Annotated in this window: 16 protein-coding genes and 1 pseudogene; 10 read left to right on the top strand and 7 right to left on the bottom strand. The window is 61.7% G+C overall.

The features are described from left to right. Positions 1–233 precede the first annotated feature (233 nt). The 5 genes from C6558_RS19140 (at position 234) to C6558_RS19120 (ending at position 3252) form a co-directional block, all read left to right on the top strand. A complete protein-coding gene (locus C6558_RS19140; RefSeq protein WP_025427283.1) occupies positions 234–566 on the top strand; it encodes a metalloregulator ArsR/SmtB family transcription factor in 333 nt (110 codons plus the stop codon). Next, positions 563–970 carry a YeeE/YedE family protein gene (locus C6558_RS19135; RefSeq protein ID WP_025427282.1) on the top strand — a complete coding sequence of 136 codons (408 nt, stop codon included), beginning with the start codon at positions 563–565 and terminating at the stop codon, positions 968–970. The genes C6558_RS19140 and C6558_RS19135 overlap by 4 nt, the downstream gene beginning before the upstream one ends. Beyond that, a complete protein-coding gene (locus C6558_RS19130; protein ID WP_025427281.1) occupies positions 967–1455 on the top strand; it encodes a YeeE/YedE family protein in 489 nt (162 codons plus the stop codon). Before C6558_RS19135 ends, C6558_RS19130 begins: the two co-directional genes overlap by 4 nt. Before the next feature lie 112 nt (positions 1456–1567). Further along, positions 1568–2494 (top strand): ABC transporter ATP-binding protein, encoded by a 927-nt coding sequence (locus C6558_RS19125; RefSeq protein ID WP_025427280.1) that lies wholly within the window; start codon positions 1568–1570, stop codon positions 2492–2494. Continuing rightward, positions 2491–3252 (top strand): ABC transporter permease, encoded by a 762-nt coding sequence (locus C6558_RS19120; RefSeq protein WP_025427279.1) that lies wholly within the window; start codon positions 2491–2493, stop codon positions 3250–3252. The genes C6558_RS19125 and C6558_RS19120 overlap by 4 nt, the downstream gene beginning before the upstream one ends. A 36-nt stretch (positions 3253–3288) precedes the next feature. Here the strand turns inward: C6558_RS19120 and C6558_RS19115 are convergent, their stop codons facing one another. The 4 genes from C6558_RS19115 to C6558_RS19100 all read right to left on the bottom strand — a co-directional run bounded on the left by C6558_RS19115 (position 3289) and on the right by C6558_RS19100 (position 5959). Further along, a complete protein-coding gene (locus C6558_RS19115; RefSeq protein ID WP_025427278.1) occupies positions 3289–3969 on the bottom strand; it encodes a hypothetical protein in 681 nt (226 codons plus the stop codon). Positions 3970–4085: 116 nt separating this feature from the next. After that, positions 4086–4787, bottom strand: a complete 702-nt coding sequence (locus tag C6558_RS19110) for a TIGR02281 family clan AA aspartic protease (RefSeq protein ID WP_025427277.1) — start codon at positions 4785–4787, stop codon at positions 4086–4088. Continuing rightward, positions 4784–5005 carry a DUF1289 domain-containing protein gene (locus tag C6558_RS19105; RefSeq protein ID WP_025427276.1) on the bottom strand — a complete coding sequence of 74 codons (222 nt, stop codon included), beginning with the start codon at positions 5003–5005 and terminating at the stop codon, positions 4784–4786. Before C6558_RS19105 ends, C6558_RS19110 begins: the two co-directional genes overlap by 4 nt. 165 nt (positions 5006–5170) lie before the next feature. After that, the gene (locus tag C6558_RS19100; RefSeq protein ID WP_025427275.1) at positions 5171–5959 is read right to left on the bottom strand and encodes an adenosylcobinamide-GDP ribazoletransferase; all 789 of its coding nucleotides are present in this window, start codon (positions 5957–5959) and stop codon (positions 5171–5173) included. A 151-nt stretch (positions 5960–6110) separates the two neighbouring features. Here C6558_RS19100 and cobT point away from each other — a divergent pair, with 151 nt between their 5' ends. Next, the gene (gene cobT, locus C6558_RS19095; RefSeq protein ID WP_025427274.1) at positions 6111–7127 is read left to right on the top strand and encodes a nicotinate-nucleotide--dimethylbenzimidazole phosphoribosyltransferase; all 1017 of its coding nucleotides are present in this window, start codon (positions 6111–6113) and stop codon (positions 7125–7127) included. Between the two features lie 226 nt (positions 7128–7353). Next, complete coding sequence (locus C6558_RS19090) at positions 7354–7767, top strand: diacylglycerol kinase (protein WP_025427273.1); 414 nt, start codon at positions 7354–7356, stop codon at positions 7765–7767. A gap of 100 nt (positions 7768–7867) precedes the next feature. Here C6558_RS19090 and C6558_RS19085 read toward each other — a convergent pair whose 3' ends face one another. Together C6558_RS19085 and C6558_RS19080 are read right to left on the bottom strand one after the other, a co-directional pair. Further along, complete coding sequence (locus C6558_RS19085; RefSeq protein WP_025427272.1) at positions 7868–8410, bottom strand: GNAT family N-acetyltransferase; 543 nt, start codon at positions 8408–8410, stop codon at positions 7868–7870. Positions 8411–8413: 3 nt separating this feature from the next. Beyond that, positions 8414–9949, bottom strand: a complete 1536-nt coding sequence (locus tag C6558_RS19080) for a HAMP domain-containing sensor histidine kinase (protein ID WP_025427271.1) — start codon at positions 9947–9949, stop codon at positions 8414–8416. Positions 9950–10099: 150 nt separating this feature from the next. Here C6558_RS19080 and C6558_RS19075 point away from each other — a divergent pair, with 150 nt between their 5' ends. From C6558_RS19075 to C6558_RS19065, 3 genes are all read left to right on the top strand, one after another. After that, on the top strand, positions 10100–10759 hold the full coding sequence (locus C6558_RS19075; protein WP_081788859.1) for a thermonuclease family protein: 660 nt from the start codon (positions 10100–10102) through the stop codon (positions 10757–10759). Next, positions 10752–11387 carry a uracil-DNA glycosylase family protein gene (locus C6558_RS19070; protein WP_057208708.1) on the top strand — a complete coding sequence of 212 codons (636 nt, stop codon included), beginning with the start codon at positions 10752–10754 and terminating at the stop codon, positions 11385–11387. The genes C6558_RS19075 and C6558_RS19070 overlap by 8 nt, the downstream gene beginning before the upstream one ends. 64 nt (positions 11388–11451) lie before the next feature. Then, positions 11452–11940, top strand: coding sequence for an Lrp/AsnC family transcriptional regulator (locus C6558_RS19065; protein WP_025427268.1), 489 nt, complete (start codon positions 11452–11454; stop codon positions 11938–11940). A 31-nt stretch (positions 11941–11971) separates the two neighbouring features. Here the strand turns inward: C6558_RS19065 and C6558_RS19060 are convergent. Further along, positions 11972–12963, bottom strand: a pseudogene (locus C6558_RS19060) (carbon-nitrogen hydrolase family protein). Positions 12964–13211 lie beyond the last annotated feature (248 nt).

Raw genomic sequence — 13211 nt, 5'->3', positions numbered from 1 at the left:
CGTCGTTCTCCCGTGGTGCGCAATTGTAACAAGCTGAATTTGCGGTATTATTTTCTCTGTGAGGATCGGTGCGGGCCGAAGTGGGTCGGTAACGCGTTTGTGTGTCGTCTGGCTTGCGTATAAGTAATATGATATTATATTACTTCATATAACAATCATGGATAGAATCCGGGCTTGTCCCGGACGCATTGTTTTAGGGTTCTACTCACTCCTTGATACGACGGGAGGACGGCATGGGAACTGTGATGCGATTTCCCGGCGTGCGCGCCGACATGACCGCGCATGCCACAGAAGTTTCGAAGATCCTGCGCACGCTTGCCAATCGCAACAGACTGCTGATCGTGACGACGCTTCTCGAAGGGGAGCATTCGGTGGCGGCACTTGAGGAATTGCTCGGAATCCGACAGCCGACGCTCTCACAGCAACTGACTGTGCTGCGGGAAGCCGGCGTCGTTTCGACGCGGCGGCAGGCCAAGCAGGTTTTCTATCGCCTGAGCCATGATAAGGTCGCCCGGCTCGTGGGCACGCTTTGTCAAATCTTCTGTCGCGAAGGCGCGAAAAAATGAATGAGTACTGGAATGCGCTTGCCGGAGGCCTGCTGATCGGGCTTTCGGCGGCAATACTGATGGTGGCAAACGGACGTGTGGCCGGTGTCAGCGGAATTGCCGGCAGGCTGCTGCAGGGTGTGCAGGCCTCGACCGGCATCGTCTTCGTTCTTGGCCTGCTGGCTGGCCCGGTGATCTACCGTCTTTTCTCCGGCATCTGGCCAACCGTCACCGTCACCTCCTCCTGGCCGTTGCTGGTGGTCGGCGGGTTGCTTGTCGGCTTTGGCTCGCGCATGGGTTCAGGCTGCACCAGCGGACATGGTGTCGTCGGTCTCGCCCGGCTTTCCCGCCGGTCGATTGCAGCGGTTGCGACCTTCATGATCGCTGCCGTCGTCACCGTCTATCTCCAAGGTTTCGTCCAATGAACGGCAGCGCCTTCCCGCGCCTGTTGGCAACGCTTGCCTCCGGCGTGATCTTCGGTATCGGCCTGTCGCTCTCCGGCATGTTGGATCCGGCCCGCGTTCGCGGCTTTCTCGACGTCACGCGCGACTGGAACCCGAGCCTTGCCTTCGTGCTCGGAGGCGCTGTCGCCGTCTCGGCGCTTGGCGTTCTCTTGACCCGGCGCATGCGGCGCCCGCTGCTCGACGATGCCTTTCATCTGCCTTCGAACCGCGTGATCGACCGTCGCTTGATCATAGGCTCGGCGATCTTCGGTGTCGGCTGGGGCCTTGTCGGCCTATGTCCTGGCCCCGCGCTGGCATCGCTGTCGCTCGGGTTGCCGGCGACGGCACTCTTCGTGGTCGCCATGCTTGCCGGCATGGTGCTGCACGACCGGTTGCCGCGGGTGGGATCGCGTCAGCAAGGTGAGGGCCGAGGTCCGATCGGAATGGAAAGCGGCCGATTGTCCTGATGTTGACGCTCTGTCACCTTGTTTTTTGCGGGGCGCGGGCTGCAAATCGTGATGAAACGGCCCATATAGGCGTGACCTGCCGACTTCGCCCCCCGCATTCCGGATCAGCTTCATGGCACCAATCGTTTCCGTTTCCAATCTTTCGAAGACCTATGCCTCGGGCTTCAAGGCGCTGAAAGGCGTTAGCCTCGATATCGAGCAGGGCGAGATTCTGGCCCTGCTTGGTCCGAACGGGGCGGGCAAGACCACGCTGATCTCGATCATCTGCGGCATCGTCAACCCGAGTGGTGGTACCGTGACGGTCAACGGCCATGACGTCGTGCGCGATTTTCGCGAGACGCGGTCGATGATCGGTCTGGTGCCGCAGGAACTGACGACGGACGCCTTCGAGACCGTCTGGAACACCGTCACCTTTTCGCGCGGCCTGCACGGCAAGAAGCCGAACCCGGCCCATATCGAAAAGGTGCTGAAGGATCTGTCGCTGTGGGACAAGAAGGACAACATGCTGCGCGAGCTTTCCGGCGGCATGAAGCGTCGTGTGCTGATCGCCAAGGCGCTGTCGCATGAACCGCGCGTGCTCTTCCTCGACGAGCCGACGGCCGGCGTCGACGTCAGCCTGCGCAAGAGCATGTGGGAAGTCGTCGAGCGGCTGCGCGCCTCGGGCGTGACGATCATCCTGACGACGCACTACATCGAAGAGGCAGAAGAGATCGCCGACCGCATCGGGGTGATCAACGGCGGCGAGATTCTGCTGGTCGAGGACAAGACGGCGCTGATGTCGAAGCTTGGGCGCAAGCAGTTGCGGGTCGACCTGTCGCATCCGCTGGAAGCCGTGCCCGAAACGCTCTCGGGCTACAACCTGATGCTTGAGGGTGATGGTCATTGTCTGATCTACGATTATGACACCAGCGCCGACCGCACCGGCATAACCTCGCTGCTGGCGGCTCTTGCCGAGGCCGGCGTGCGCCTCAAGGATATTTCCACGCGGCAGAGCTCGCTGGAGGATATTTTCGTCGAGATCGTGGGAGCAGGACGATGAACATCGAAGCGATCAAGTCGATCTATTTCTTCGAGATGGCGCGCACGCGGCGCACCCTGTTGCAGAGCGTGGTGTCGCCGGTCATTTCCACCTCGCTCTACTTCATCGTCTTCGGCGCGGCGATCGGCGCGCGCATCCAGGAGATCAACGGCGTCTCCTATGGCGCCTTCATCACGCCGGGCCTGATCATGCTGACGCTTCTGACGCAGTGCATCGGCAACGGCTCGTTCGGCATCTATTTTCCGAAGTTCACCGGCACGATCTACGAGGTGCTGTCCTCGCCGGTCTCGATGATCGAGATCGTGCTCGGCTATGTCGGCGCGGCGGCGACCAAGGGGTTGATGATCGGCACGATCATCCTGTTGACGGCTTCGCTGTTCGTCGATCTTTCGATCGCCCATCCCATCGCGATGGTGTTCTTCTTCGTGCTGACAGCCGTGTCGTTCAGCCTGTTCGGCTTCATCATCGGTATCTGGGCCAAGGACTTCGAGCAGTTGAACCTGATCCCGATGCTGGTCATTCCGCCGCTGGTGTTCCTGGGCGGCAGCTTCTACTCGATCGACATGCTGCCGCCGTTCTGGCAGGCGGTCAGCCACTTCAACCCGGTGCTCTATCTCATCAGCGGTTTCCGTTGGAGCTTCTTTGAAGTGTCCGACGTCAACCCAGTCTTCAGCGCCGCGATCATCCTGGTGTTCCTGACGATCTGCCTGTCGGTTCTCGCTTGGATCTTCCGCACCGGCTACCGGCTGCGGAACTGACGGCGGAGAGCCAAAACCTGCGGGCGCCAGCCGATATCAGGCGGGCGTTGCGCCTGTGCCGAAGACGATAGCGGCGCCAACCAGGAAAATAGCGATCAGCGCTTGAAACAAAGTCCACACGACGCGCAGGGCCGCCTGTGATGTCGACAGACCGAGGTCGGACTTGAACCAGCGCGTTTCGACGATCACGTACCAGACGAACGCGACAAGGATGAAGGCGAGGCCTGCGGCAAGCGCCTTCTGGTTTTCCGCTCGGGAGAGCAGCGTACCGATGCTGAGTGCAAGCGCGAACGGCGCCGTGATGTAACATTGGCTGTAGAAGGGCGCCCTCAGCGTGTGTCTGGTCAGCCGCACGCCCTTGCGGTGCAGCAACTTGACTGCCATCAGCAGCGGCAGAATGCTGAAGGCGACGGCGCGAAACATCAACAGATTGGAATGGCTTGCAAGCAGCGGCGGCGGTGCCCAAGGCGTCGTCTGGTTGACAAGCCCGAGTTCGACGCCGTGGGCGAGCAGCAGCGTGATCAGCAGAAAGAGTGGCGGGCTCAGCGTCTCGGTATATTGCTCGGACACATCGTCCGTCAGCTCCACATCAGCATAGCGCATCATCGCCTGCGGTTGCCGCAGTGTGCGCCACATCGTCAGCGGATAGAACAGCAGCCATGACACGAGTTCATAGAGAAGCTCTTCGATCGACTTCAGCAATCGCATGAAATCCATGAGGCGCTTCTCCTTGACGTCTGTCGTGCAAAAATAATCGGCGGTTTTGCGATGGCGATAGGCGCAGGCCGGATCTCGCCAACATGCACGAAGACGCGTTCGCCGCAAATGCCCGATCAATCGCGCAGTCGAAGCTCGTCGGTGCGCATCTGCAGGAAGTCGAGCGTCGAGAGGAAGGTCATGCCGAGCAGGCTCTGGTCGAGCTTGCCTTCAGCGGCGACCGTCGCACGGATGTCGTTGCGCACGATCGGGCCGATCGCGACCTCGGAAAGCAATACGGGTGCGGCCATCGCCTGCCCATTGGCGGTCATGACCGTCATCGTGTAGCTCAGATTCGCCGGATCGAGACCGATACGCTCAGCATCTTCATAGGTCAGCGCAATGCTGCTGGCGCCGGTATCGACCAGCATGTTGATTTCCTTGCCGTTGACCGCGGCATTGGTCTCGAAATGACCGTTGATCATCTTCTGCAGCACCACTTCCTGACGACCCTCGCTGTCGGTGATCACAGTCGCGCGGCCCGGCATCAGACCGGAGAGCACCCGGTTGCCGAAGCCCTGAAACTCGAAGCGGTAGACATAGGCCGAGACGAGCGCCAGCACGATGAGCAGCCAGATCGCAGCCTGTCGGGCGCCTTCGCCAAAGCGGCGGCGGCTTTGCCAGATGCCGGCACTCAAGAGCGTGGCAATTGCGCCGAGTGAAACGAGCTGGCCGAAATCGTCATTTGCCAGTCCGAAGGTGCGGCCGACGTCGTGATTGACGATCAGCAGCAGGAGGCCGATCGCAAGGATCGAGAGCAGGATCAAAAGACGTGTCATGCGTCGCCGCGTTCCCTGGCCATGCGCGCGCGGCGCGTTTCGCGCCGGGGCTTTCGCACCATTGTTTCAAGCCTTGCCGGGAGCGCCAGCATGATCGCGTGTCTGTCGGCATCGGTGTAGAGCGTCCAGGCGCCGATCTCGTTTCGTGTGCGACCGCAGCCGAAACAGTAGCCGGTCTTTTCATCGATAGAACAGACGAGAATGCAGGGAGATTCCATGGTCCTGAACTGACGGTCCCGGGTTGCGGCGAATGGGACTGCATGTTCCTCAAATCCCATCCGGTTTGGGGAAACATGCAGCATTTCAAAGTGCTACAGCGACCTTTGCACGTCTGACAAGACGTGCGGCACTGTAGCGTTGTTTCGAATGATTATATCGGCGTTTCAAACTGTCAGCGCAAGGGCGCTGAGAACAGCGATCTCCGTCAGTTGCTGGGTAGCGCCGATGGTGTCGCCGGTGTGGCCGCCGATCTTGCGGGTGGCCAGACGGCCGAAGGCGGCAACGGTTGCGATGAAAGCGACGAGCGAGAGGATGAGGGCAAGGGCCGGGGCCTTGGCGAAATAGAAGAGCAGCATGGCGGCGAGCACGCCCGAGGTAAGCGCGAAGGATGTCGCTGCCGGGTCCGGTTCGCCGGCCGAGGCGGCAACCCCGTCGCGGCGTGCCGGCGGCAGCCGTGACCAGTGCCAGACCATGGCCGCACGGCTGAGGGCGGCGGCACCGAGGATCATGAGGCCTGCGCCAGTCGGCGTGAACAGCGGCAGGAAGGATGCAAGCGCCGACACGCGAAGGCCGAAGGAAAGGATCAGCGCCACGGCGCCATAGGAGCCGATGCGGCTGTCCTTCATGATCACCAGCGCCGCCTCCCGGTCTCGCCCGCCGCCGAAACCATCGGCGGTGTCGCCGAGCCCGTCCTCGTGCAGGCAGCCGGTGATGAGCGCCTGCACCGCGACGACCACGAAAGCGGTGAAGAGGGAGCTGACCTGAAGCGCAATCAGCAAGGAGGCGACCGCGGCTGCGGGCAGGGCGATCAGCATGCCCGCCAGCGGAAAGGCGCGAACGGCGCGATTGAGCCGGCCGTCATAGTCAACGAAATGGCGTTGCGGCATGTGGATGCGGCTGAGGAAGGCGACCGAGCGCGCCACATCGTCACAAAAGTCGCGAAGATAGGTCATGGCCCCTCCAAATTCCGGTGCGCCGAATCGCCGCGCGTTCGGCGGATCATGCTCCGGCGACGCGGATTGGCGCAAATGTCGTTGCCCGAAATTTCCTCGCCCTCTATGAGGAGCGTGGATTGAACTTCACGAAATGCAAGGATTCTTCTCCATGAGCGCCAGCGGCCTGCCGTTTGATGATTTCCGCGAATTGTTGCGCAACCTGCCAGGCCCGAATTCGGCCGCGCTGGTTGCCGCGCGCGATCGCGATGCGCAACTGACGAAGCCGCCGGGCGCGCTCGGGCGGCTCGAGGAGATCGCCTTCTGGCTCGCCGCCTGGACGGGCAAGCCGCCGGCGGTCAACCGGCCGCTCGTCGCGATCTTCGCCGGCAACCACGGCGTCACCCGCCAGGGCGTGACGCCATTTCCCTCGTCGGTGACGGCACAGATGGTCGAGAACTTTGCCGCAGGCGGTGCCGCGATCAATCAGATCTGCGTCAGCCACGATCTCGGCCTGAAGGTCTTCGATCTGGCGCTCGACTATCCGACCGGTGATATCACCGAGGAGGCAGCACTTTCCGAGCGCGACTGCGCGGCAACGATGGCCTTCGGCATGGAGGCTGTCGCCGGCGGTACCGACCTCTTGTGCATCGGCGAGATGGGCATCGGCAACACGACCATCGCCGCGGCGATCAATCTCGGCCTTTACGGCGGTTCTGCCGAAGACTGGGTCGGTCCGGGCACCGGTTCGGAAGGAGAGGTGCTGAAGCGCAAGATCGCCGCCGTCGAAAAGGCAGTCGCGCTGCACCGCAACCATCTGTCCGACCCGCTCGAGTTGATGCGCCGCCTCGGCGGCCGTGAGATCGCGGCCATGGCCGGCGCCATCCTGGCAGCCCGCATGCAGCAGGTGCCTGTCATCATCGACGGTTACGTCGCGACGGCCGCTGGCGCCATCCTCAAGGCTGCCAATCCTTCGGCGCTCGACCATTGCCTGATCGGCCACGTCTCCGGCGAGCCCGGGCATATGCGGGCGATCGAGAAGCTCGGCAAGACGCCGCTGCTGGCGCTCGGCATGCGGCTTGGCGAGGGCACGGGTGCAGCCCTTGCCGCCGGCATCGTCAAGGCGGCTGCCGCCTGCCACGGCGGCATGGCGACGTTTGCGCAGGCCGGCGTCAGCAACAAGAACTGACGAAGAAACGGCGGGCCTTTGAGCAAAGGCCCGCCGTTTGCTGTCGATTGGCTGTCGTCGCTGCTTCGCTACGCGTGTCGGGCCTTGCTGGCCGCATTCTTCTCGCCTATCCAGAGGCGCAGATGCACGCCGCAGCCACCTGCCGGCGTCTCTGCAACCGAGACCGCCTTGCATTCGCCTCAATGACGATGTCGAAGCAGCGCAGTTTATAGCCAGTCGAGATGAAATGGACGCCAACAACACCACGCCCCGCCGCGGCCAGACCGGCCCCGTCGAAAAGCAGACCGGGATCCGCCATCTGTTCGCTGCCGCCAGCTATTCGCTGGGCGGCGCCAAACGGCTGATCGGCGAGGCGGCGTTCCGGCACGAGCTGATCGCCTTCGCGGTGGCGATGGTCGCGTTCGCCATCGCCGGCGCCACCTTCTTCCAGTATGTCGCCATGGCGATCCTGTTCCTGCTGATGATGGCGTTCGAGGCGATCAACACGGCGATCGAAGAGATCGTCGATCGCGTCTCGCCGGAAATCTCGGAGATGGGCAAGAATGCCAAGGACCTCGGCTCCTTCGCCTGCCTCTGCCTCATCGTCGCCAACGCCGTCTATGCCGGCTACGTGGTGATCTTCGTCGGCTTCATGAGCTGAGCACGAGAGCGTTTCCGGTTTCCACGGACTCGTAGAAACGCTCGATCTCCTTTTTCAACATTTCATTGCGGAAAACGCGTCGCATTTTTCCAAGGAATGCTCATCGGTCAGCCGGACTGATCCGATAAAGCACGTGCGGCCGCAGCGGATTGCCTTCGGGCACCGTGACGTCGTCGAAATCCTCAGCCGGATCGGTCCGCATTCCCAGCTTTTCCATCAATGCCCGTGAGGGATGGTTGATCTGCGAGGTGTAGCCGATGACTTCGGCAAGTCCGAGCGTCGTCCAGGCATATTGCATGCAAGCGCAGGCCGCCTCCAGCGCATAGCCGTTGCCCCAGTAGGGCCTTCCGAGGATCCAGCCGATCTCGACATGCGGACCATCAGGAATTTCGTTACCGGCAATGGAAAGGCCGAGCCCGCCGATGAGGGCCGCATCCGTGTTGCGCTCCAGTGCGATGAAGGCAAAGCCGTGTTGGCGCAAGTGGGCATCACACTCTGCGATGACGCCCGCGGTTTCTTCAGGTGTCAGGATGGCGGGATAGTAGTAGCGCCGGACTTCAGGATCGGCATTGATGACCGCAAAAGGCGAGACGTCGCGCTCCTGCCAGGGCCGGAGCCGCAGGCGTTGTGTCTCAATCTGCATGGATCAAGCGAAGCTTTTGCGGCGGCGGGCAGGGGCGGGCACATCCTCGACCGCGGGCAGGCTTTCGAGCACGCGGCGGGCCGGCAGGATGGCGATGGCTTCGGTGCCTTCGCGCAGCTTGGAGCGCAGGATGAACTCGCCATTGTGCTTGGCTAGGATCGCCTGCACGATCGGCAGGCCGAGGCCAGTGCCCTGTTCGGCGCTCTTGATGGCGATGGAACCCTGACCGAAGGCCGAAAGCACGATCGGGATCTCCTCATCGGGAATGCCCGGGCCATTGTCCTTGATCGAGAGATATTGACCGCCGCCGGCCGTCCAGCCGACCTTGACGGTGACTTCCCCGCCGGAACTGGTGAACTTCACCGCATTCGACAGCAGGTTGAGGATCACCTGGCGCATGGCCTTTTCGTCGACCCAGACGGCAGGCATGCCCTGCTCGAACTGCGCGTGGATGGCAATCGTCTTGGCGCGGGCGCGAAGCTGGACCATGCCGATGCAATCGTCGGCGATATCGACCAGGCTGACGGCCTCTTCGTTGAGGTCGTAGCGGCCGGCCTCGATACGCGACAGATCGAGGATCTCGTTGATCAGGTTCAGGAGATGTTCGCCCGAGCGGTGGATGTCGCTGGTATATTCCTTGTAGGTCGGGTTGTTGAGCGGCCCGAGAACTTCGGTCGACATGACCTCGGAGAAGCCGAGAATGGCGTTGAGCGGCGTGCGCAGCTCGTGCGACATCGAGGCGAGGAACCGCGACTTGGCAAGGTTCGCTTCCTCGGCGCGCCGACGGGCTTCGTCCGACATCGATTTTGCCACTTCGAGCTCGGCAATCAGGTCGTCCTTCTCCGATTGCATCGACAGAATGTGCACATTGGCGCGGTTCATGCGGTCGGTCATGAAGACGAGGAACAGCAGAGACAGCGAGATCACGCCGGTGAGACCGACGTGAACCGGATCGGCCGTGGTCAGCGAGGAAAAGGCGAGAGCGGCGACGACAGGTACGAACGTGTAGAGCAGGGCATTGCGCAGCAGGAAGGTGCCCATCGCGGTGGCAGCAAGCGCGATCAACAGGCCGGCGCCTTCGAACAGGCCATAGCGGATATCGCCGCAGGTTGCGCAGTCCTGCGTGACGAACGTCGCCCAGCAAAGGCCCATCAGCAGCTGGCCGATCAGGAAGCGGCGGCGCCACACCGGCACCTTATCGGCGGCGATGTCCTCCTTGCGCGCCTTTCGCGCCAGGAAGACGGTGACGGCGTGAGTCGAAAGCGTCATCACGGCCCAGACGACGATGCTCAGATTGCCAGAAAGGTAGATGCCGACCGCAGTGATGAGCGCAACCAGCAACGGCACGGCAATGGCGCCATGCAAGGCGGACCCGATATAGAGATTGAGCATTTCGCGTTCAAAGCCGGAAGGGGCGGACGAACCGGTTTGCAGCCGTTCGCGCGTCGCGCGTACCGTCTTCGAAACAGCCTTGTTTCGATGGCTTCGCGACTTGTCGACGATGATCTTATCTGTCGAGGTGCTGACGGCGATACTCATGCTCATATATGCAAAGGTTACAGCTGGTTGCAGTCTAGACAGCAATCCTTAAGAAGTTGCTGCCTCAGGTGAAGGATTCGACAACCATTGTGGCGCGATCGTGTTTGGCGATCGCCTTGAGACACCGAAAAACAAGGGGATGCGGACAAGTTGAGATCGGGCAGATCGAGATATCGGTTCACGGGCGGAGGCGGAAAGGGCGCGCCTGCCGGGCACATCGGGACCATCGGCGGTTGGGTCATTTTCCTGCTGCTCTGCGCCGGCGCCTATGTCGCCTCGCAACTGCCGCCGCCAGAGCGGACCGTGACAGGAGAACTCTCGGGGTTTGCGACCGCGAGCGATGGCGACAGCCTGCGCCTTGACGGCCGGCGCATACGCCTAGAAGGCATCGATGCGCCCGAGATCGGCCAGACCTGCAGACGCGATGGAGCGGAGTGGGACTGTGGGGCGGATGCCCGCAAGCGGTTGAAGGCAATGGTCTCGGGCGGCACGACGCTGTGTCGCCTGCATGGACGCGACAAATATGGCCGCGATCTCGGCACCTGCGAGACCAATGGGCGAGACGTCGGGCGCCAGATGGTGGCGACCGGCTATGCCGTGAGCTACGGCCGCTATCAGAAGGAGGAGGCAACGGCCGAAAGGCAGAGGGTCGGGCTTTGGGCCGGCGAGTTCACCCGGCCGCAGGCCTGGCGCCGCAGCAACCGCCATGCGGAAGAGGCGCCGCATGTGGTTGACGGTTGGCTTGAGGCGATCCGGCTTTGGCTGTTCGACCACCTATCGGCGCTGTTTGCGAGGATCGGCGATGGGTGAGGAACGGGATGATCTCGCAGCACTTCGCGCCGCTATCGCCGCCTGCCGTATCTGTCGCGACCAGCCGGCGCGCGGGGCGGAAGACCGGCTGCCGCACGAGCCGCGACCGGTTGCGGTCATTTCCAGCTCCGCGCGGGTGCTGATCGCGGGTCAAGCACCGGGCCTGCGGGTGCATGAAAGCGGATTGCCCTTCAACGACGCCTCCGGCGACCGGCTGCGGCAATGGCTCGCTGTCGATCGCGAGACGTTTTACGACAGGGACAAGCTGGCGATCGTGCCTATGGGGTTCTGTTTCCCCGGCTACGATGCCCATGGCAGCGATCTGCCGCCGCGGCGGGAATGCGCGCCTTATTGGCGCACGAGCGTGATGGCGGCGATGCCGCAGGTGGAGCTGGTGCTGGCCATCGGTCACTATGCGCAGCGCTGGCATATCGGGCCGGACTGTCCGAAATCAATGACCGCGACCGTCGTCGGCTGGCGTCGTTACGCCATGCGCAACGCCATGCCTGCGATCCTGCCATTGCCGCATCCGAGCTGGCGCAATACCGGCTGGCTGAAGCGCAATCCGTGGTTCGAAGCGGAGGTTTTGCCGTTCCTGCGCGAGCGCGTCGGTCTGTTGATTGTCTGAAAAAATATTCTTTATCTTTGTCGATTTCACGCTATAGAAAGAAAAATAATTCGAGAGGGACATCATGGATCGTCTAGACCGCAAAATCCTGCGCCTGTTGCAGGAGGATTCCACGCTGGCTGTTGCTGACCTCGCCAAGAAGGTGGGCCTGTCGACCACACCTTGCTGGCGGCGCATCCAGAAGATGGAAGAGGACGGCGTCATCCGCCGCCGTGTGGCGCTGCTCGATCCGGTGAAGATCAACACCAAGGTTACGGTGTTCGTGTCGATCCGCACCAACACGCATTCGATCGAATGGCTCCGGCGCTTCTCGGAAGTGGTCGGCGAATTCCCCGAAGTCGTCGAGTTCTACCGCATGAGCGGCGACGTCGACTACCTGCTGCGGGTTGTCGTTCCCGATATCGCCGCCTATGACGCCTTCTACAAGCGGCTGATCGCCAAGATCGAGATCCGTGACGTCTCCTCAGCTTTCGCGATGGAGCAGATCAAGTACACGACCGAGCTTCCGCTCGACTACATGATGATCGATCAGGCGAAATCCAGCGAGGATTGAGGCTTGGTAAACGGGCGGCGGAGAACGCCGCTTAGAATGTGTTGCGGCCGTCGCTCCTTGGATCACTGTGGATCTGATGCGGCATGTAAAGATCGGCCCGGCCGTTCGTCTCCATAGCCGTGCAGGATGCTCCGGATTGGGATTGATATCCGCGATAGCGATTGCGGGGGTGCCGTCTGACGAAGATTGCGCGGCCCATTGAGCGTCGGGCGCGGCTATTCCCGAGGGAACGACTACACTTTGGCGCGCATGGGCGGAATAGCTGACCCAAAATGCGTTGCTCGCGGCATGGCCCAGCACCTCAGCCGCGAAAGCCGGCGCAGCGGAAGGGACTTCGCCTGTCGTTGAGAAGAGGACGCAATCGACGTCCAGCCCTTCATATTCTCGGAAGATTTCGGGATAATGCGTTTCCATACCCAGTGCGCATCCGAAGCGGACGCCATCAACCTCAAATGTCACCGGGATTTTCCCTGGCGCGTACATGAACGAGATCTTCGTGTTCGACAGCATGCGCTCGTCGTAGCGCGTCACCAGTTCTCCGTGATCGGAAACGACATAAAGGCTGTTATGCGGGCAATGTGGTGGCGTGAGTTGATGGACCGAGCCAAATACCGTCCACAGCTTGAGTTCTCTCGCTAGCTGGCTGGTTACGCTTAGCTCCTCACGCAAAACCGTCCATTCGAACCTGCTCCAATCGGATGGGCCGATCTCTCTGGGACCGGTTTCAGACATGATGCGCTTGTTGGGCGCGCACGTTGCTCCCTCGGGGAAATGTATTAGGCGCGCGCCGGTCTCGCGTGCTTCCCGCATGAGGCGTCGCATTTCCATTCCGCTGGCACGAAGGCCTGAAATGTCGTGGGGGTCGTCGAAGAGCGACGTTTGCGCGACAGCCAAACGCACCGATTTGGCGCCGGGATGATCAGGGGATGTTTGCCGAACGTGTCTGAGAGCTGATGTATAGGACTCGCCCGTTTTGGCTGCGCGAGCACGGACGCGGCGCTTGAGATTTCCATTTTTTGTCATTGTCGGGCCTTTCACGTCGCGGACGTCAGTTCCCCAGCAACCACGTCCGAAACGATCGGACCAAGACAATAGCCCGAGACAGAAGTCCCTTTGCCTCCGTTTAAGACCATGCTGAGGAAGGCCTTGGGAGGTTAGGCGAAGGTCACGCCAAGGGAAGGATGGCGTTGCCGTTTTGATTCGTCAAGCTCTTGAGAAGACCCGGATCGTTCGGTTTGCGCCCGACAAAGCAGCCGTCTTGTGTTGGGCGA

Source organism: Ensifer sp. NM-2 (genome assembly GCF_003024455.1).
Lineage (GTDB): Bacteria > Pseudomonadota > Alphaproteobacteria > Rhizobiales > Rhizobiaceae > Ensifer > Ensifer canadensis.
The sequence above is the reverse complement of the archived record's forward strand: the minus strand, read 5'-3'. Positions and strand labels throughout refer to the sequence as shown.